This is a genomic window from Aliivibrio sifiae, from assembly GCF_002954715.1.
Taxonomy (GTDB): Bacteria; Pseudomonadota; Gammaproteobacteria; order Enterobacterales; family Vibrionaceae; genus Aliivibrio; species Aliivibrio sifiae.
The window spans coordinates 1,681,958-1,702,169 of sequence record NZ_MSCP01000001.1; the positions used below are offsets into that span (position 1 = coordinate 1,681,958).

Annotated in this window: 15 protein-coding genes; 5 read left to right on the plus strand and 10 right to left on the minus strand. The window is 39.2% G+C overall.

All coding sequences use genetic code 11. From position 1 onward, the window contains the following. Positions 1 to 74: 74 nt before the first annotated feature. The 4 genes from panP to BTO23_RS07520 all read left to right on the plus strand — a co-directional run bounded on the left by panP (position 75) and on the right by BTO23_RS07520 (position 5,223). Positions 75 to 1,718, plus strand: coding sequence for a pyridoxal-dependent aspartate 1-decarboxylase PanP (gene panP, locus BTO23_RS07505; protein WP_105063291.1), 1,644 nt, complete (start codon positions 75 to 77; stop codon positions 1,716 to 1,718). A 329-nt stretch (positions 1,719 to 2,047) separates the two neighbouring features. After that, positions 2,048 to 2,902 carry a MurR/RpiR family transcriptional regulator gene (locus tag BTO23_RS07510; RefSeq protein ID WP_060990516.1) on the plus strand — a complete coding sequence of 285 codons (855 nt, stop codon included), beginning with the start codon at positions 2,048 to 2,050 and terminating at the stop codon, positions 2,900 to 2,902. Between the two features lie 229 nt (positions 2,903 to 3,131). Then, the gene (locus BTO23_RS07515; protein WP_060990515.1) at positions 3,132 to 3,395 is read left to right on the plus strand and encodes a GrxA family glutaredoxin; all 264 of its coding nucleotides are present in this window, start codon (positions 3,132 to 3,134) and stop codon (positions 3,393 to 3,395) included. A 145-nt stretch (positions 3,396 to 3,540) separates the two neighbouring features. After that, positions 3,541 to 5,223: an aspartate:alanine antiporter gene (locus BTO23_RS07520; protein ID WP_060990514.1), complete on the plus strand. Its 1,683-nt coding sequence runs from the start codon at positions 3,541 to 3,543 to the stop codon at positions 5,221 to 5,223. 113 nt (positions 5,224 to 5,336) lie between these two features. On the opposite strand, the gene fabV is transcribed toward BTO23_RS07520, so the two are convergent. The 6 genes from fabV to BTO23_RS07550 form a co-directional block, all read right to left on the minus strand. Continuing rightward, positions 5,337 to 6,539, minus strand: coding sequence for an enoyl-ACP reductase FabV (fabV, locus tag BTO23_RS07525; RefSeq protein WP_060990513.1), 1,203 nt, complete (start codon positions 6,537 to 6,539; stop codon positions 5,337 to 5,339). 537 nt (positions 6,540 to 7,076) lie between these two features. Then, positions 7,077 to 8,222, minus strand: coding sequence for a Na+/H+ antiporter NhaA (gene nhaA / locus BTO23_RS07530; RefSeq protein WP_060990512.1), 1,146 nt, complete (start codon positions 8,220 to 8,222; stop codon positions 7,077 to 7,079). 165 nt (positions 8,223 to 8,387) lie between these two features. Further along, a complete protein-coding gene (locus BTO23_RS07535) occupies positions 8,388 to 9,509 on the minus strand; it encodes a lipocalin-like domain-containing protein (protein ID WP_060990511.1) in 1,122 nt (373 codons plus the stop codon). After that, positions 9,509 to 11,962, minus strand: a complete 2,454-nt coding sequence (locus BTO23_RS07540; protein WP_105063292.1) for an FtsX-like permease family protein — start codon at positions 11,960 to 11,962, stop codon at positions 9,509 to 9,511. Before BTO23_RS07540 ends, BTO23_RS07535 begins: the two co-directional genes overlap by 1 nt. Continuing rightward, positions 11,943 to 12,614, minus strand: coding sequence for an ABC transporter ATP-binding protein (locus BTO23_RS07545; RefSeq protein ID WP_060990509.1), 672 nt, complete (start codon positions 12,612 to 12,614; stop codon positions 11,943 to 11,945). The genes BTO23_RS07540 and BTO23_RS07545 overlap by 20 nt, the downstream gene beginning before the upstream one ends. 124 nt (positions 12,615 to 12,738) lie before the next feature. Further along, positions 12,739 to 14,118 carry an MATE family efflux transporter gene (locus BTO23_RS07550; RefSeq protein WP_105063293.1) on the minus strand — a complete coding sequence of 460 codons (1,380 nt, stop codon included), beginning with the start codon at positions 14,116 to 14,118 and terminating at the stop codon, positions 12,739 to 12,741. 126 nt (positions 14,119 to 14,244) lie between these two features. Between BTO23_RS07550 and BTO23_RS07555 the strand changes: the two genes are divergently transcribed. Further along, positions 14,245 to 15,687, plus strand: a complete 1,443-nt coding sequence (locus BTO23_RS07555; RefSeq protein ID WP_060990507.1) for a DUF2867 domain-containing protein — start codon at positions 14,245 to 14,247, stop codon at positions 15,685 to 15,687. Between the two features lie 84 nt (positions 15,688 to 15,771). Here the strand turns inward: BTO23_RS07555 and BTO23_RS07560 are convergent, their stop codons facing one another. From BTO23_RS07560 to BTO23_RS07575, 4 genes are all read right to left on the minus strand, one after another. Continuing rightward, positions 15,772 to 16,461: a DUF2913 family protein gene (locus BTO23_RS07560; protein WP_105063294.1), complete on the minus strand. Its 690-nt coding sequence runs from the start codon at positions 16,459 to 16,461 to the stop codon at positions 15,772 to 15,774. After that, a complete protein-coding gene (locus BTO23_RS07565; RefSeq protein WP_060990505.1) occupies positions 16,462 to 17,667 on the minus strand; it encodes a Bcr/CflA family multidrug efflux MFS transporter in 1,206 nt (401 codons plus the stop codon). It lies immediately after the preceding gene. A 165-nt stretch (positions 17,668 to 17,832) separates the two neighbouring features. Next, positions 17,833 to 18,537, minus strand: coding sequence for a 16S rRNA pseudouridine(516) synthase RsuA (rsuA, locus tag BTO23_RS07570; RefSeq protein ID WP_060990504.1), 705 nt, complete (start codon positions 18,535 to 18,537; stop codon positions 17,833 to 17,835). A gap of 69 nt (positions 18,538 to 18,606) precedes the next feature. Beyond that, positions 18,607 to 20,211: a DHA2 family efflux MFS transporter permease subunit gene (locus BTO23_RS07575; protein ID WP_060990503.1), complete on the minus strand. Its 1,605-nt coding sequence runs from the start codon at positions 20,209 to 20,211 to the stop codon at positions 18,607 to 18,609. Between the last annotated feature and the right edge of the window lies 1 nt (position 20,212).

The following is a 20,212-nucleotide window of genomic DNA, read 5'->3' on the forward strand; positions in this document are numbered from 1 at the left end:
AATTGTGCCCTTATTCGTAGGTAAAGAGATCGCCCACTTTGCTTTTCAATCATCAACAGAATAGAACAGATACCATGGTAACAGACAACAAAACAGCGGATGCCAACCTAGAGAGCATGTTGCGAATTTTTACTGTTCCGGAAGCTCCCGATTCGACGCTTGGAAAAATTGAACAAGAACTCTCTCAAAATCTGAATAAATTCTTAAGAGAACACATCGTCGCTGAAGAAAAACCACTGACAGAAATCGAAAAAGATTTTACTGACTCTTCAATGCCAGAATCTCCGACTTATGTATCAGAGCATACTGAGCATCTATTAGATTCGGTAGTCTCTCAATCTGTTCATACCTCAGCACCAAGCTTCATTGGCCACATGACATCTGCATTGCCTTATTTTTTAATGCCGTTATCAAAGATCATGATTGCCTTAAACCAAAACTTGGTAAAAATTGAAACCTCTAAAGCATTTACGCCATTAGAACGCCAAGTGTTGGGTATGTTACATCGCCTTATTTATGGCCAAAAAGACGACTTCTATAGCCATTGGATGCACAGTGCTGATCATTCTCTTGGTGCTTTTTGTTCTGGTGGCACCATTGCCAACATCACTGCATTGTGGGTAGCAAGAAATCGCCTATTACAACCCGATGGGGATTTTGAAGGCATTGCTAAACAAGGTCTTTTTGCTGCTCTCACTCATTATAAATGTAATGGACTTGCCATTTTTGTTTCTGAACGTGGCCATTACTCAGTTAAAAAAGCAGCAGATGTATTGGGCATTGGCCAAGACGGCGTTATTGCCATAAAAACTGACAACAATAACCGTATTTGTTTAACTGATCTAAACAAAAAAATTGCCGCCGTAAAAGAAAAGAACATTAAACCATTAGCGATCATTGGTGTTGCCGGTACAACAGAAACTGGCACGATAGATCCACTACGTAAACTTGCTCAAGTAGCACAGCGCGAAGGTTGCCACTTCCATGTTGATGCGGCTTGGGGTGGTGCGACATTAATGTCTAATACCTATCGACATTTACTTGATGGTATTGATTTAGCCGATTCAGTCACTATTGATGCACATAAACAACTCTATGTTCCAATGGGCGCAGGGATGGTTATCTTCAAAGACCCTGAGTTAATGTCATCTATCCAACATCACGCTGAATATATTCTACGTAAAGGTTCTAAAGATCTAGGGCGTCATACACTTGAAGGCTCCCGTAGTGGCATGGCAATGCTACTTTACTCTTGCTTTAATGTGATTAGTCGTCCAGGTTATGAGCTATTAATAAACCAAAGCATTGAAAAAGCAAAATATTTTTCAGAATTGATCAAACAACAAGATGACTTTGAATTAATCTCAGAGCCAGAACTGTGCTTACTGACTTATCGATACGTACCAAGTAACGTAAAAGCCGCTTTATTACTAGCAACACCAGAGCAACGAGCTGAATTATATGAACATCTCGATAATCTCACTAAATATATTCAAAAAACACAACGTGAAACAGGTAAATCCTTCGTTTCTCGTACTCGTTTAACACCTGATGCTTATCAGTCTCAACCAACGATTGTTTTTAGAGTCGTATTAGCTAATCCGCTAACAACCAAAGAAATTTTACAGAATGTACTTATCGAGCAAAGAGAGATCGCTAACAGCAGTGAAATCTCACTACCTCAGCTTATAGAACTCACCAATTCAATCCTAAAATAGTTCATCTATCTTCTAAAGCAGGTTGTTTTATCACAAGAAACAATCTGCTTTTTTGTAATTATTTTCCCTCAACTCTGAAATTTAATCACAGAATTTCCAATAAAATGACGATAATCTCGTATTTATAAATAAAAACGCTTTCAATTTAGAAAGTATTTTTAGAGTTCTGTCATACTATTGTTATAAAAATACAATCAAGACGGTCATTTGTTAGAGGCAAGCAACACAAACGTATATACTTAGATTAATCCAGATATTTATAGCTTTAACCAGAGTAAATCATGATTATTCTGGTTAAGGTTATAGCAGACAAATGTAGAAGAGCGCATATGAATACCATTGAGAAGATACAAAACAATTTAGACAACTTTAGTAAGTCAGAGCGCAAAGTAGCTGAAGTTATTATGGCTTCACCACAAACAGCTATTCACTCTAGTATTGCTACTTTAGCCAAAATGGCAGATGTTAGTGAACCTACCGTTAACCGTTTCTGTCGTCGATTAGACACTAAAGGGTTCCCTGATTTTAAACTTCATTTAGCACAAAGCTTGGCAAACGGTACACCTTATGTGAATCGTAATGTTGAAGAAAATGATGGCCCAGATGCTTATACTCATAAGATTTTTGAATCAACCATGGCTTGTTTGGATGTAGCTAAAAACAGCTTAGATCCTATGCAAGTAAATCGCGCTGTTGATCTATTAACTCAAGCAAAAAAGATTTCATTTTTTGGCCTTGGAGCATCCGCTTCTGTTGCGCATGATGCCATGAATAAGTTCTTCCGCTTCAACATCCCTATCACTTGTTTTGATGACATTGTAATGCAACGAATGAGCTGCATTAACAGTACTGAAAATGATGTTGTAGTTCTGATTTCCCATACAGGGCGTACAAAAAGTTTAGTTGAAGTCGCTGAACTTGCGAAATCAAACGGCGCAACAGTCATCGCAATTACAGCAAAAGAGTCTCCTCTTGAAAGAATGGCGTCACTTGCAATTTGTTTAGATGTTCCTGAAGACACTGACGTTTATATGCCAATGGCAAGTCGTGTTGTACAAATGACAGTCATTGATGTGTTAGCAACAGGCTTTACATTACGTCGTGGTGCTGGTTTTAGAGATAATTTGAAACGTGTAAAAGACGCACTTAAAGACTCACGCTACGAAAAAGATAATTCACACTAATTTCTTTTTTGTACTCAACTCTATTTTAAGAACCAGCTAATTTGCTGGTTCTTTTTTATAAATCACATTGATTTAACTCGTTTTACTTCCTTATAATCAAACTGACTAACTGATAGGTTTCGGCTATTAATCAAAGAGGACAAACCATCTTTACTTTATTTGTATCAACAGGCATAGTGTACTCATTGATTGCGAGTAATACGCATCCCTTACTATTTGGAGTAAAGCTATGTTTGTTGTAATTTTTGGTCGTCCTGGTTGTCCTTTCTGTGTTCGTGCAAAAGAGCATGCTGAAACACTAAAAGAAAAGCGTGAAGATTTTAACTACCGTTATGTAGATATTCATGCTGAAGGGATCTCAAAAGCGGATTTAGAAAAAACAGTTGGCAAACCTGTTGATACTGTTCCTCAAATTTTCATCGACCAAGATCATATTGGTGGTTGCACAGAATTTGAAGCCTATGCAAAAGAAAACCTAGGCCTTTTTGATTAATCTATAACCTATACCAATGTATTCTAAATCACCGCTCTTTAGCGGTGATTTTTTTTCATTTTATTTATAAATATGGTTATACATTCGCCATTTTTAAGTTAGACTTGCATCACATTTTCTTCTTCCATATTTCAGGCAAAATACAGTGAACATTGATGTTGCGACCTTGTTATCGCAAAACGATATATTACTTTTATTCGTTGTTCTCGCTCTTGGCTTATTTATCGCTAAAGTTAAAATCGGTAGCTTTCAATTAGGCAGTTCTATTGGTGTTCTTATCACCGCCCTCTTTATGGGAAGTCTCGGCTATACCTTTACTGCTGATTCACTCAATATCGGCTTTATGCTGTTTATTTTTTGCGTAGGTATCGAAGCCGGTCCAAACTTCTTTGGTATTTTCCTTCGTGACGGTAAGCATTATTTATTACTCGTATTAGTTGTTCTTATCTCTGCTATCTCTCTTAGTTTCTTAATCGACCATTACTTCGAATTAGATTACGGTCTATCTACCGGAATGATGGCAGGAGCACTAACAGCAACACCAGTATTAGTTGGAGCAAAAGACGCCTTAAACTCCGGTTTAGCCGTATTACCTGAAGGCGTCGATTTCAGTAAAGTAATTGATAATCTCAGTGTTGGTTATGCTTTCTCTTACCTGATTGGTTTGACGAGCTTAATTTTACTGGCCCGCTTACTACCTCAGCTACAAAAACAAAACCTACAAGACAGTGCAATGCAAATTGCTCAAGAACGTGGTATCGGTAGTGCGGGACAAAGAAAAGTCTACCTACCAATCATCCGAGCTTACCGTGTTGGGCAAGAATTGATTGATTGGACTGATGGGAAAAACCTGCGTGAACTAGGGATACACCGTCAAACAGGTTGTCATATTGAGCGTATACGTCGTAACGGCATTCTTGCTAACCCTGATGGCGATTATATTCTTCAACAAAGTGATGAAATTGCTTTAGTAGGCTACCCAGATAGCCATGCGCGTTTGGATCCAAGCTTTAGAAACGGTAAAGAAGTATTTGACCGCAATCTACTCGATTTACGTATTGCGGAAGAAGAAATTGTTGTAAAAAATGACAATATCGCAGGCAAACGTCTTTCTGAATTAAATCTTTCAGAATACGGTTGTTTCTTAAACCGTGTAGTTCGTGCTCAAATTGAAATGCCAATAGAACATGACATCGTTTTAGCAAAAGGGGATATCCTTCAGGTCAGTGGTGAAAAGAGTAAAGTTCACCATATTGCCGATAAAATTGGTTTTATCTCTATCCATAGTCAGGTTTCAGATTTATTAGCTTTCTGTAGCTTTTTTATCCTTGGTATTATGTTTGGAATGATCACCATGAGCTTTGGGCAAGTTACTTTTGGTTTAGGTAATGCGGTTGGTTTATTGATCTCTGGCATCACCTTAGGCTTTTTAAGAGCAAACCACCCTACTTTTGGTTACGTACCTCAAGGGGCGCTTAATATGACTAAGAACCTTGGTTTATTGGTTTTCATGGTTGGTATTGGTCTTAGTGCTGGTGGCAACATTGTTGAATACTTCTCTGAAGATGGTTTAAAGGTATTAGCCGCTGCTCTCATTGTTAGTGTGGTTCCCGTAATTCTTGCTTATCTTGTTGGCGCTTACATTTTAAATATGAACCGTGCATTATTGATAGGTGCGATCATTGGTGCCCGTACGTGTGGTCCAGCAATGGATGTTGTAAATGAGCACGCTCGCAGTACAATCCCTGCGCTTGGTTATGCCGGTACTTATGCGATTGCTAATATATTGATGACGGTAGCTGGTACCATTATGATCCTGCTCGCTTAAACAGATTGATTATATATTTGCTTCTACGTTAAATGGAAGGCAATAAAAAACCCCAGAATGATTAAACACTCTGGGGTTTTATTTTATCTATTATTAATCCTCAAAAGAATTAATTAAATATCAGCAACATCAAACTCAACCATTGGGTTCACGTCTGCGTCGTAATCAACACCATCAACGCCAAAACCAAACAGTTTTAAGAACTCTTCTTTATATTCAACGTAATCAGTTAAGTCTTTTAGGTTCTCAGTCGTTACTTGAGGCCATAGCTCACGACAATGCTTTTGAATGTCTTCACGTAATTCCCAGTCATCTAAACGCAGACGGTTTTGGTCATCAACTTCAGGAGCTGATCCATCTTCTTTGTATAAACGTTGACTGAACATACGTAGAATTTGCTCTTGGCAACCTTCATGTACGCCTTCTTCACGCATCTTTTTAAATACCATAGCGATATAAAGAGGCATAACAGGGATCGCTGAGCTTGCTTGAGTTACAACAGATTTAAGTACTGCTACATTTGCTGTACCACCCGTTGCAGATAATTTCTCGTTTAGCGCAGTCGCTGCACGATCTAAATCCATCTTAGCTTTACCTAACGCACCATCCCAGTAGATAGGCCATGTTAACTCTGTACCAATGTAGCTATAAGCAACAGTTTTACAGCCATCAGCTAGAACGCCAGCATCAGATAATGCATTCATCCATAATTCCCAATCTTCACCGCCCATTACTGTCACAGTGTCTTGGATTTCTTGCTCTGTTGCTGGTTCAACCGACGCTTCAATAATCGCATCTTTATTGGTATCAACAGCTGTTGCTGTATACGTTTCACCAATTGGTTTTAGTGAAGAACGGATAACTTCACCCGTTTCAGGCATTTTACGTACTGGAGAAGCCAGAGAGTAAACCACCATATCAATCTGACCTAGGTCTTCTTTGATTAGATCAATCGTTTTTTGTTTTGCTTCATTAGAGAAAGCATCGCCATTCAAACTTTTTGAATAAAGGCCTTCTTCTTTTGCAAGCTTGTCAAAAGCAGCTGAATTATACCAACCCGCAGTACCTGGTTTTTTCTCTGTCGCTGCTTTCTCGAAGAAAACACCGATAGTTGATGCACCGCCACCAAACGCAGCAGTAATGCGAGAAGAAAGACCATAGCCACTTGAAGAACCAACAACTAATACACGTTTTGGTGCATTAACAATTGGTCCTTGCGCTTTAGTTAGGGCAATTTGTTCTTTCACGTTGTTCTCACAACCAACTGGGTGAGTGGTTGTACAAATGAATCCACGAATTCTAGGTTTGATGATCATGTTCAACTTTCCTTTTAATAATTACCTCTAGGATAAAAGGTTCTTATCCAGTTCGCATCCCATTTATGACAATTTTTGTCAAAATAGTGAGTGGTTGGAGGTGTCAGAATATATTTTTAATAAAAAATAGCATTATCTTCGCATTTTTTTGAACTATCTAAATAAAGTGAAGTCTGATGTTATGTTCATAATTCCACTGCTTTTTCTTGATTGATTCAAGTAACCCGTTATCTCGCTTTTAGCGCTTATAGATAACGGGTTTTTCTTTTTTAGCTATTGTAAAAAAGAAAAAGAAAAAGTTGAACTAACTTAAATATCGCAAGTCTGAATAAGTACCCGTTGATGATTAATGATTGAAATTTAGCAGGCCGCCAAGTTTTCTATCATCAACTGCATAGCTTTTTCATAATTCCTATATTCCTTTTGCCCATTCAATTTGTTTGGGCTTTTTTTTGTCTAGCGTTTAGTCACACAATATTAACTTAGACAAAAAAATACCCCGCCTGAGCGAGGTATCTACGTTAACTTAACGATTCATTATGCTTTTTTAGGAAGGCTAATGTGCAGTAAGACATAACCAACAACCGCAGCTAAAGTTGAGCCCATCAAGATACCTAGTCGAGCTAGTTTATCAAATTCTGGATTCACGCCACCAAATGCCAGTGATGAGATAAAGATAGACATTGTAAAACCAATACCACAAAGAACTGAAACTGCGAAGATATGCTTCATGTTCACGCCGGTAGGCAGTTTAGCGATTCCTGATTTAACCGCTACATAACTAAAGCTAAAGATACCTAGTGGCTTACCAAGGAACAAGCCTAATGCAACACCTAATGGTAACGTTGTTGTTAAGCTATCTAGTGATACACCTTCTAATGAGATACCCGCATTAGCAAATGCGAATAACGGTAAGATACCAAATGCAACATATGGGTGTAATGCGTGTTCCATGTGTTTTAATGGAGAGCGTTCACCTTTATTACCTTTTAGCGGAATTGCAAAGCCAAGTACAACACCGGCTAATGTAGCGTGAACACCAGATTGAAGTACACTCACCCACAAGATAAAGCCAACCAATAAGTACCAACGGATCTTAGATACATGCTTCGCGTTTAGTAAGAACAGAATCCCTGTCATAATAAAGCCAATCACAAGTGCTAAGATAGAGAGATCACTCGTATAGAAGAAGGCAATAATTACTACAACACCGAGGTCATCAATAATTGCTAAAGCAAGTAAGAATACTTTTAAGCTCACAGGAACACGGTTACCAAGTAGTGCCATGATGCCTAATGCAAAAGCAATATCGGTTGCCGCAGGAATAGCCCAACCAGACAATGCTTCTGGATCGCCCATATTAAACGCAACATAAACAAGAGCAGGTGCAAGCATACCGCCCACTGCAGCAATTGCAGGGAAGATAGCCGTTTCTTTAGATTTTAAAGCGCCTTCAAGTAACTCTCTTTTTACTTCCAAACCAATTAGGAAGAAGAAGATAGCCATCAAACCATCATTAATCCAATGCGAAACAGACATACCGCCAATATAGGTATGTAAAAAAGTATCATACATTGGAGCAAAAGAAGAGTTAGCGATCATCATCGCGATAGCAGCTGCAATCACAAGAAGGATGCCGCCTGCTGATTCTAGTTTAAAAAAATTCTTAATAACATCACTCATAAGATGTCCTTCACTTATAATTATAGTTTACGGAAAAACGAAAAAGAAAGTCTACCCGTTGTTCAAGATCAAGAATAATCGCTTGTTCAGAGTGAATAGCTCGGAAATACCGAAGTATTTATCGCTATACTCTGATTTATTCGCATCGATAATACCTTCCTTGTATCAATACCCAGTTAGTTGCATAAATCCTGTTACTTGATGAGAACCCGTTGTCGTGATCGGCCCTTGCCAATAAGGAATATACGTATCAAGCCACTGCTCGTTTCTGACTACTTGTGTTGTTAAATTAATATTATATTTCGGAACGTTGATTATCCATTCCAATGGCAATTTTCGACCATTACTAAGCTCACGAGCAGGTAAGGTTTGTAGAGTAAAATCAGTATCATCTAACGCTACCGAATCACCATTTTTATATAATAAAGCACCATACTTATACGGCAATTGATCCGTATGTCGATATTGAGTAACTAATAACTTACGATTCTTATCTAAATTAATAATAAACCAATCCCAACCTTGCTGGTACTCATCTAAAAATCCACTTGCCCATTCATGCTCTAAGATAGCCTTACCAGAAATCGTATACGCCTCATCACCTAAAGTAATATTTCCACGTACCGTAAGAAAGGGAACAATGTATTCATAAGAAGCAATTGGAAGCAAATCGTGCTTTTTAGAGTAACCGTTCTCTCCTAATGGAATAGATTTGCTGTTTGAATTAATTGATAGCTTTAATGAAAAATCATTCGATACTGCCGACAGCAGACCTGGAAAAGGACTTTTCCCTAAACTTCGCCACTGCCAATCATCAATCCAAACTCGGTACGGGCGCTTATTAACACCAGCTTGCCCAATACCTCCTCTTGCTAAACGTTCACCAACCCACTTTTTATTTTTTGTCGTGATAACCACTTTAGCAATATATAAACGAGGATCTAACCACCCTTTTGTTTCTCTATCATCGCTTGAAACTCGAAACATCGTCCATTGAATACCGACACTATCACCACGTTGATTGATGGCGTTTGCTGTCATGACCCATTTTTCGTGTTGAAAACCAGGGTGCTCATAATAATCTTTTGGGAAACTTAACCCTGAATTAGGGAGGACAGGATCAAAATAGGAATTATTTGATTGTGCAAAAATTGAATTAATCTCATTATTTCCTTCCGTATCAACATCTTTCCAATTCATATAATACGCAATCGAAAAAACCAAAATAAGCACCACAACAAGAAGCGATATCTTTACACTACTGTTATTCATATGACTTGGCTGCATTATAGGGATTCCCTCAATGAAACAATTGCTTGTCGTTTAGTGACTCTCCAAACCGTTGCCGCGCCAGCAAGTGTTAACGCTAGCAATGTCCAAGAAAATGTTGTGATGTATTCCACAGGGAAATAATTAATTTCCATCGTCCAACCAAACGCATATTTCATTACGATATCAATTAATAATTGGGAAAGAACAATCCCCAATGGCAAAGCAATCAACATAGTAAACAATCCAATCATTAATAATTGTAAGCCACCGAGTAAAACCAATTCTTTGCCAGATAAACCTAAACAACGTAATAACGCGGTTTGCCTTTGTCGTGATACTTCGCCAACTAAGGTAGCAAAAAACAACCCAAATACCGCTATCACGAGAGTTAAATTACCCAAGGTTCCTGTCACGATGAAAGTGCGATCAAACACTCTCATTGCTTGAGTTTGAATATTATTATTATCACTAACTTGCTCAATCGGTAATCGATATTTCTTTAAAATCCGACCGATCAACTCAGTTCGTTTTTCTTTATCAGTTAACACGACTCCTATACCAGTCTTACCTTGCCCACCAAATGCTTTTAACCACGCATGATGAGAAAGTAACAATTGGTTATAAGGGTTACCATAATCATAATACACACCAGAGATCTTCCAGTTATCTCCCATTGGTACAGGTAAGTCTAAACTATCACCCGGTTTTAAATTCCATTTAAGTGCCATAGATTCACTGATCAACACACTTCGTTCATGATGAAGTGAATACCAAAATTCAGGAATAGCGACCTTCATCGTAAGAGCATTTTTTTCACCGAGAGTTGAACCAGTGCTTAAAATCTCTAACCTTCCATACTCTGTTTGATAATCAATAGTCCATTGTCTCCAAACAGATTCAACTTCAGGTTGTTTCTCTAGCCAATAACTGATCCTACTGGCAGACGCTTTACTTGGTTGAATATAAACATCTGCGGCAAGACGTTGTTCTAACCAATTATTCGTCGTTGCTCTAAAGCTCCCAACCATAGTTTCTACCCCGATGTTAGAAGATAGCGCAAGCATAAAGGCCATCGCAGCCACACCGCGATAGCTTAAACTTGCCGCAGAATCAGAAAAGAACCAGCGAGCTTTTGCTGAAGATAATCGATAAGACAACCAATCAAAAAGCTTCCAAAGCATGAAAGGCGTTAATAAACCAACGCTAATCATTAAGAAACCAATCAACATAAACCCATTTTCATGGCTATGAGGTAATAAATTCATTAAGTAAGCTGCAATACAGAAGACACAAGCCACAATGGCTTGAACCTCAAACTCTTTACCTGCGAAACGAGCTAAAGACAAACGTGCTGTTAATCTAATTGGTTCAGTGCTTAATAAACGATAAAGCGGCCAACCACAGGCTAAAATACACCCTAAAATAGCCATCCATAGACTTTGGTAACTCCAACTCCAGCTCCACGTGATCAGCAGATCCACATCAGCGCTATATAAGGAGTACAAACTGTTTGATACTGCGGGGATCAATTGATTCGCCAACAAGAGTCCAAAGAAGTTACCACTTATCCAACCAATGATTGCCCATAAACCAACCTCAAGGCTCATCGCAAGAATAAGTTCTTTGGTTGATACACCAATCTGTCTAAGCGTACCAACTAACGGTTGACGTTGGACAAAAGAAAGCGACATCGCTTGGTAGAAAATGAATAAACCAACGACAAAAGAAAGCATCCCCATGGCCAACAGATTGGTATGGAATGCTTTGGTTAATGCGGTTAATCCTGATTCTTTATGTGTTTCTAGCTGTAATCCTCTAGGCAGCATTCTCTCTAAACGTTCGGTTTGACTTTCGGACATCTCGCCGCAAAGAATGATATCGAATCCTGCCTTATGCCCTAACATTTTGGTTAACGCAATATCTGAGAACATTCGAGATCCAGATAAACGCTGAGCCTTATCAATAATAACAGGACCAACCTTAGATTCGTTTTGTAACGTAATAGAGTCGCCATCATCTAAACCAAAATAAGAAGCAAGAGGCTGACTGACTAAAATAGGAAACGGAGGGTGCATTAATGCAAGCATATCAACGGTGCTAGCAAGGTTATTCGACGATATTTGCATTAAAGCGACAGGATCAATACCAACTAACGAAATATCAATATCATCATCTGTCGCCAAGTGTAAGGTTTGAATAGGCATACAAGAGGTATAGCCTGCACGACGTAAATTAATATAGAAGGCTTGAGGAATAGATATATTTTCTTGAATAGCACGAATACGGTTAGGAAAAGGGTTCGAGAATAATTTTTCACCCGCGCTATAACTGTTTTTCGCATGATGGTTGATCGCAAGGACACCAACAAGCAGTGCAACGCCAAGTGTTAAACCAAGCCACACTAAAAATATTTGTAATGGATGCCGACGGTAGTGACCAAGAAGTGCTTTAGCTACCGGAAATAACATTTAACTGTCCTCCCTGAAGCCTCACTAATCCATCCATATGATCCGCCACTTTCTCACTGTGCGTAACCAATAATAATGTACAGTGAAGATCACGAGACAATCGCGTTAACAATCGCATTACGGCTTCAGCATTTTTTTCATCTAAACTGCCCGTAGGTTCATCAGCCAGAAGTAATTTTGGTTCCATATATAGGGCACGCGCAATGGCTGCTCGTTGTTGCTGACCACCAGAAACCTCTTCAGGGTAACGACCTAATAAAGGCATAAGATCCAGTGCTGAAATAATTTGACGCCATAAAGCATCATCATCTCTCAATCCTTTGAGTTGACGGCAAAAGCGAATATTATCAGCAACAGTTAACGTAGGGAGTAAATTAAACTGTTGAAAAACAAGTCCAATATTATTTCGACGATAGGAAGTTCGAGAGCTTTGCTTTGGTGAATGCATAGAAAAACCGGCAAGATCTATCTCACCACTGTCTACACTGTCTAAACCTGCGATAAGGTTCAAAAGGGTACTTTTGCCTGAGCCACTTTCACCCATTAATGCAATTTGAGCGCCCTGCTCAATTGTTAATTCTGCCCCTTGAAGTATTGGATGAAACTCTCCGCCATCCAAATACCCTTTATTCAGGTTTGTCAGTGTTAACATGTACCCTCTCAAAGATGTTTTGTGATATCGGTAACAGAATTTACACTATAAGCCCTCTTTCAGAAAGCTTTTTATGCCCTTAAAACCCCCTACTCACCGATACCAACCAAAAACCCACCTTTTGTTACACATCTACCAGATTTTTAATCCATTTTTTTGATTTCATTCGATAAATTGAACCAAACCATTTCACTATTTCTTCCACTACAAACAGGGCATAAACGTACTCAGGAGGGAATCCTAAGACTAATGCACCAATAGCAGCAATAGGAATCCCTATAAACCATTGGGAGACAATATCTTGATATAAGCAATATTTAACATCACCCCCGGCACGTAATACCCCAACAATAGCCGTCAGTGGCACACTGCGGATCACTATAATAATAGCCAGAATTGCCATAAACTTTTCAGCAATTGCGCGAGTGTCTTCCGTTAGCGCTGGAAACATATCTAAAATCTGATGCTGGAAAACCATAACAAACAAAGCAATGACCATACTGGTCCCCACGCTTAATGCAAGTACTCCCCAGCTTTGGTAATAAACCGCTTCATATTTTTTTGCACCCAGCTGATTACCGATCAATACCGATGCCGCACCCGCTGCACCAATCAGGAAACTAAGTGCGATAGATTCTATCGGTGAAATCACAGATAGCGCAGCTAATCCTTGTACGCCTGATTGCCCCATAATGGCGTGGTAAGTAAAAATACCTGCAGCCCATACTAAAAAGTTAAATGTTGTTGGCAAAGAAAGGGAAAGGAACTTAGAAATTTTTGGCCAATTCAACACCGCTTTTATTTCTTCTAAACCAAAGCTTAATAAATGCGAACGACTATAGAGATAACCATAAAGGAAAATAATCTCAATAACACCACTGATCAATGTCGCTAATGCCGCTCCTTTAATTCCCATGGCTGGCGCGCCTAAATTACCAAATATTAATACCCAGTTAAAAAAGACATTAGAGACAATACCAATGCCACTAAAAAATGTGCTGACACCGGGCTGATGGATAGAACGTAAGCCAACCGCCATACTACTGCCACAAGACACAACATACATGGTTAACGCGGTGATGAATAAATAATCAGCCCCTAAGTCGATAACTTCTTGAGAGTCTGTCGCCAATGACATAATTTGATGAGGGATAAATAAAAACAGCACGACAGGGATCGTTGCCATAGCCATGCTGACCATCCAAGTTAATGCGGTACTTTGGCGGACCCCTTCTTTATTTTGTGCACCCCAATATTGAGCAGTTAATAGAGCACCACCAGTAGTTACCCCTACCAACATGATAGTCGTAACAAACGTCGCTCGGCTCGCAACACCAACAGCAGCAATCTCAGCTTCGCCTAATTGACCAAGCATTAAGACATCAACTAATCCTCGGCTTGAAAACATGATATTTTGTAGTGCAATCGGGATTGCGATCATAATTAATCGCTTAAGAAAGTCACCCCGAGTATGACCAATGACATTAGAAAGAAAAACAGACATGAAGAACCTCAAATAAACAACAAATTAACTATTTGCACTACACAAGATCCATTAGGTATATGCCTACAAATTGTACTAGAATCAAAACGTAATTAATATTTATATTCACAAGGTAAAGGAGCAATCTTGAATAAAAAAAGCACAATCCTAATCGTTGGTGCCTCAGGGTATGTAGGCTCACAATTAATCCCACAATTATTACAACAAGGGCATAACGTTATTGCTTGTGCTCGTAATATTGACTACCTACTTGATAGGGTTGTTGACCATCCAAACTTACAATGCCATTACCTTGATTTAGAAGACGCAGGTTCTATTCTTCCTATAATGGAAAGTTGCGACATTGCCTATTTCTTAGTTCATGGCATGTCCCATGGTCATGATTTTATTGACTATGAAGTCTCTCTTGCTGAAAACTTTAAAGCTGCCGCAGAACAATCTTCACTGACTAAAATCATTTATTTAAGTGCATTACAACCGGAAGGCTATCAATCTCAACATTTACTTGCTCGCAAAAAAACGGGTGAATTACTGCGTTCAACAGGCATACCAACCATAGAGATCAATTCAGGCATTATCATTGGGACAGGATCGGCTGCTTTTGAGATCATGACCGATTTTGTAAATCATTTTCCGTTATTAATCTGCCCTATTTGGATTAACTCCCAAGCAAACCCTATTGCGATAGAAAATCTTAATTATTACCTAATTCAATGTATTGATTATCCGCTCACTGAATCCATCACCTTTGAAGCGGGTGGGCCTGAAACCGTTAGCTATCAATCTTTATTTCAACTCATTGCTCAACGTAACCACCGTTCAATTAAAATCATTCCTACTCGTTTTATTAGCCCAAGTTTTGCAGGCTTATGGCTTGGTGTTGTCACCTCTGTCCCTTCCGATTTAGGGCGAGCATTATTAGCCGGTATAGATCATGACTTAATCGCTGATAACACAAAAATACAAGAAGCCTTTCCTCAAGCATTACTCTCTTTATCAGAAGCAATCAACAAGGCTCAAGAGACCAATGACGAAACAATAAAAACCGAGATATGGGGATTTGACCCAAGCGCCTTAAAACGCTGGAAATCCGACTATGGTTTTTATCCCAAACAAGCCGGAGCAAGCTTTACCACCACAGCGTCAGCCCAACAACTTTGGACTGTTATTGAACGACTAGGCAGTAAAGAAGGCTATTTCTTTGCTAACGCGTTATGGCGAACCCGAGAATGGTTAGATCCTTTATTAGGGGGGTCTTTTCCAATCCGAAGAAGGCCTGAATCAGGAAAAGTTCAATTAGGCGACCATATTGATTCATGGAAAGTCATTCGTTGCGAAGAAAATAAATTCTTATCATTACTTTTTGGTATGACAGCTCCGGGACTAGGGCGATTAGAATTTTCAATTAAAGACATTGACGAACACCATAAACAGTTAGATGTTCGTGCTTGGTGGCACCCAAAAGGATTCTGGGGATTGATGTATTGGTTTGCTATGTTTCCTGCTCACCTCTTTATTTTTAAAGGCATGGTTAAAGCCATTTGTAAAAAGGCAGAAGCTGAAGAATAAAAACATTAACAAAATGCTAATTACCAGATATAAAAAAGCGCAGAAGATCTGCGCTTTTTTTAGATATTTATAATCTTAATTCGATTACTTTTTCACATTAAATGAAAACGGCGTTTCACCTAACTGTAAACCATGATTATTTGGGAATATCAGGTACTCACCGTGATATTTCACTTTCGATTTATAATCAGAACGTTTATGTACCATTAAACCGTGCTCAAAAGCGGATTCAACGAATTCATGGTGATTGCCACGAACATAACACGTTAATGGTTTCACTAAAGATTGAGTGTCTTCATCATCGCCTTCAAAACACGAAGTCAATTGCGTTGCACAAATAATTAAAGAGTGATCACCGTCTGAGAACAAAGACGCTTTTTCTAACACTTCATAATCAGTCGTTACACACCAATCTTGCTCTTCTAAAGACTCACACCACGCCATTAATCCTGATTTTGTAATTGGTGTTACCGTCTCAACTGGAGCCAATGCTGCATATAAACGAGAATAATACTCAAAACGAACAGGCAGTTGTGTTCCTGTACCTTTTGTTCGGCCTTCTTTCTGCCACGTCATCAAATCTTTTGCTACGCAACGTGAAAAACGTTGAGACTTAATCGCAGTTGTCACCCAGCGAATCAAAAAGTGATTTGCGCTCACCGGATTCTTAGGTAAACGTCCACTATCCTTACTTTCTTGTAAGTCTTTTAGCGCTTCGTTAACGACTTTTTGAATTTCTTGATAATAATTCACAGTGTTTGTTTCTTTACTCATTTACGCTTTACGTCCAAAAACAAAATAAAAACCAAAAGATAAGATTGAGCATGCTGCCATGGAACTCACCATAGGCCAAGCAGAATCGGCAGGAAACATAGCAATACACGCACCAACAAGAGATCCAGTGCCGAATCTTAATGTACCAGCGAGTGATGATGCCGTTCCTGCCATTTTAGGGTAATGACTTAATAATAGCCCCATCGTATTACTACCAATTGTTGATATACAACCAACAAATAGAACCACAGGAACCACTGTTCCCCACAATCCCCAATTCAATAATTGCCCTACGACCATCAGTACGCCAGCAACCAATTGAATTGAAAGACCGAATTTAATCATGTTATGCGAACCCATTCTCTTAACCATGCGCCCATTAATCGTGGTCATAACAATTAAGAAAACAACGTTCAAGCCAAACAGGTAGCCAAAGTTAGAAACACTGACACCATAAATATCGATATAAACAAACGATCCTGCCGTTAAAAATGAAAACATCCCAGCAAAAGAAAAAGCACCAGAAAAAATTAACCCAAGAGACACTGGATTCTTAAACAATGAACGGTAGTTTCTTAATGAGGTTACCAGATTAAACGGGGAACGATTTTCTTCTGCTAACGTTTCAGGAATACGCCACAGAATGGCAAAAATAATAAGAACAGCAAAAATAGCCAATAACCAGAAGATTGAGCGCCACCCAAACCAGACCGCCATGTGCCCACCAATCATAGGAGCAACTAATGGAGCTACGGTCATTACAAGCGTGATAAACGCCATCATGCGCGCAAAATCTTCTTTATTAAACATGTCACGAACAATGGCTTGAACCACCACCGCTGATGCCGCACCCGCCACACCTTGCAATACACGGATATACATCAATGATTCAATCCCACCAACCAATGCACCAATAACAGCACAAAGCGCAAATAAGACGGTACCTATAATTAATACTGGTCGTCGCCCGTAACTATCCGCTAATGGCCCATGAATTAACTGTGCAATTGCAAAACCGGCGGTATATGCCGTTAATGTCATTTGAACAGAGCCAGCAGATACCCCAAGGTCTGCCGCTATACTTGGCATTGCAGGGACATACATATCAATAGCAAGTGGGGTTAGCGCTGAAATTGCACCTAAAATAATGATCAATAAGATACTTAATGAAGGTGATTCCGGGTGATCTGTGGCAGTCGATGACATAGGGCAGAAACCAAGCAATAATTAGAAACAGGAAAAGACTTAGAATATTATCACGCCCTTTTACAACATGCTTTTTATATTCGATATCTTTGCAAGAATTTACACAAAAAGCGGCGTGACATTCCTGCCACGCCGCTTTTTTTTACCACTGATAAACAGAGTGAATTATTTGCGAAGAACCGCTTCTGCTTCTTCAGCAGTTAAGTAACGATATTCACCAGGTTCTAGTGAGTAATCTAAACCTAAACCACCAATCTGAGAACGGTGTAGGCCTTCAACTTTATTACCTAAAGCAGCAAACATACGTTTCACTTGGTGGTATTTGCCTTCTTGGATAGTTAATAGAAGCTCATTTTCGTCTTCATCAACAATTTCCATTGTCGCAGGCATTGTTAAGCCAGTCTCACTCTTCAGTTGAATACCTTCTGCTAATTGCTCAGCATAATCAGCACCAATTGGTTCTGCTAACCATACACGGTAAGTCTTAGAACACTTACGTTTTGGTGATGTGATCTTATGTGACCATTGGCCATCATCAGTAATTAGCACTAAACCTGTTGTATCAACATCTAGACGACCAGCAAAATGTAATTTCTCTACATTTACTTCATCTAACAGCGTCAATGCCGATGGATGAGTGCTGTCTTCATGAGAACATACATAACCATCTGGCTTAAATAGCATAATATAACGAGGACCATGGAATTTAAGCTCGCGGCCATCCAACTCAACAGTTGAATCATCAGTCACTTTTACTGAAGTAACTTTTGTTTTTACGCCATTAACAGTGATGGTACCACTTTTAATAATTCGAGTAGCTTCGCTACGGGTAGCACCTAATGTTTCGCACAAAAATTTATCTAAACGCATGAGAACCTCATTTCAATATTCTGCCGCATTATACCCAAACCACCTAAAGAAGCGAGCGCACATAAAAAATTAATGCGCCCCACCTTCCATTGAGCCTGGATTCGAATTAGATTTAACAAAAAACATCATAAATGCAGCAAAAGCTAAGAAACACGTCATCATTAAAAATACATCATTATACGCCATAATTGCCGCGTCACGTTGCATTGTCATGGTTAATGATGCTTTAGCTTGCAGCATTGCGGTTGCAGGATCACTTCCTTTTGACACAAACATTGCCGCACTTTGTTGTAGTTGATACCAACCATCCGTACTCACTGCTGTTAGTGTCTCTTTGATATGCCCTAAATGCTCACGAGTTTTATTATCCAATAACGTTGCAATAATCGCGATACTAAACGCCCCACCCAAATTACGAAGTACGTTAGTAATGGTTGATGCATCCGATACTTGATGCTTTTGAATTTCTTCCATTGCAACTAATGACAGCGGCACCATTATAAATGGGCTACCAATAGCACGCAGTAGCATAGAGAAAATCAGTTGGTCACCACCAAAATCATAGCTCATGTGTGTATTTACAAAACAGCTAATACCAAACATTGAGAAGCCAAAAAATACCAGATACTTAGCTTTAATAATCTGAGTTAGCTTAGGCACTAATGGGAAAATCAATAACTGAGGAAAGCCCATCCACATTAAGACTTCACCAATCTCCAAGGCGTTATATCCTTGAATTTGGATCATATACATAGGTAATACATAAATAGAACCGAGAAGTGCCATCCCTAATATTAAATAAGCTACACATGACATGGCAAACTGACTCTGTTTCAATAGCCGCAAATTCACCAGCGGATTCTTGTGCTGCAACTCATTAATGACAAAATAAATCAAACTAATCGCAGAAATAATCGATAACGTAACAATAAAACTAGAGCTGAACCACTCTTCACGATTACCTTCTTCAAGCACAACTTCCAAACAGCCTAGCCCTATCGCCATGGTTGTAATACCAAACCAATCGGCTTTTAATAAACTGTCTAATTTTAGTGGCTCATCATCAAGGCCATAATTAACCATGCAGATTAATGCGATAGCTGGCGGGATATTGATATAGAAAATATAGTGCCACGAGAAATTCTCGGTTAACCAGCCACCTAATGTTGGACCAATTGACGGTGCAAATGTTGCTGTCACCCCAAACAACGCCATCCCTACCGCACGTTTATTTAACGGTAATAGTTGCACGACAAGTGAGAAAGCCAATGGAATTAATGCACCACCACTAAAGCCTTGGATTGCACGAAAAACAATCATCGAACCCATGTTCCAAGAAATAGAACACAGCACAGAAGCCATCGCAAAAATAATGGTCGTCCACGTTAAATAGCGGCGTTTACCAATCGCAACCGAAAGCCAACCACTCAATGGAATAGCAATCATTTCAGCAACAAGATAAGACGTAGAGATCCAAGAACTCTCATCCATGGTGGCAGATAATGCACCTTGAATGTCTTTTAAAGATGAATTGGTAATTTGAATATCTAAAATCGCCATAAAGGCACCAAGCAGACCACCAAATAAGGCGATCCAATTACGTCTTGGGATTTCAGGTTCTACTTGTGCGCCCGTGGTTTTTAGTTGTTCCACGGTGGTTAATTCTTGAGTCATG

What these genes read in the sequence shown, in the direction of transcription:
- panP (WP_105063291.1), top strand. Translation starts at nt 75, where the DNA reads ATGGTAACAGACAACAAAACAGCGGATGCCAACCTAGAGAGCATGTTG.
- BTO23_RS07510 (WP_060990516.1), top strand. Translation starts at nt 2,048, where the DNA reads ATGAATACCATTGAGAAGATACAAAACAATTTAGACAACTTTAGTAAG.
- BTO23_RS07515 (WP_060990515.1), top strand. Translation starts at nt 3,132, where the DNA reads ATGTTTGTTGTAATTTTTGGTCGTCCTGGTTGTCCTTTCTGTGTTCGT.
- fabV (WP_060990513.1), bottom strand. Translation starts at nt 6,539, where the DNA reads ATGATCATCAAACCTAGAATTCGTGGATTCATTTGTACAACCACTCAC.
- nhaA (WP_060990512.1), bottom strand. Translation starts at nt 8,222, where the DNA reads ATGAGTGATGTTATTAAGAATTTTTTTAAACTAGAATCAGCAGGCGGC.
- BTO23_RS07535 (WP_060990511.1), bottom strand. Translation starts at nt 9,509, where the DNA reads ATGCAGCCAAGTCATATGAATAACAGTAGTGTAAAGATATCGCTTCTT.
- BTO23_RS07540 (WP_105063292.1), bottom strand. Translation starts at nt 11,962, where the DNA reads ATGTTATTTCCGGTAGCTAAAGCACTTCTTGGTCACTACCGTCGGCAT.
- BTO23_RS07545 (WP_060990509.1), bottom strand. Translation starts at nt 12,614, where the DNA reads ATGTTAACACTGACAAACCTGAATAAAGGGTATTTGGATGGCGGAGAG.
- BTO23_RS07550 (WP_105063293.1), bottom strand. Translation starts at nt 14,118, where the DNA reads ATGTCTGTTTTTCTTTCTAATGTCATTGGTCATACTCGGGGTGACTTT.
- BTO23_RS07560 (WP_105063294.1), bottom strand. Translation starts at nt 16,461, where the DNA reads ATGAGTAAAGAAACAAACACTGTGAATTATTATCAAGAAATTCAAAAA.
- BTO23_RS07565 (WP_060990505.1), bottom strand. Translation starts at nt 17,667, where the DNA reads ATGTCATCGACTGCCACAGATCACCCGGAATCACCTTCATTAAGTATC.
- rsuA (WP_060990504.1), bottom strand. Translation starts at nt 18,537, where the DNA reads ATGCGTTTAGATAAATTTTTGTGCGAAACATTAGGTGCTACCCGTAGC.
- BTO23_RS07575 (WP_060990503.1), bottom strand. Translation starts at nt 20,211, where the DNA reads ATGACTCAAGAATTAACCACCGTGGAACAACTAAAAACCACGGGCGCA.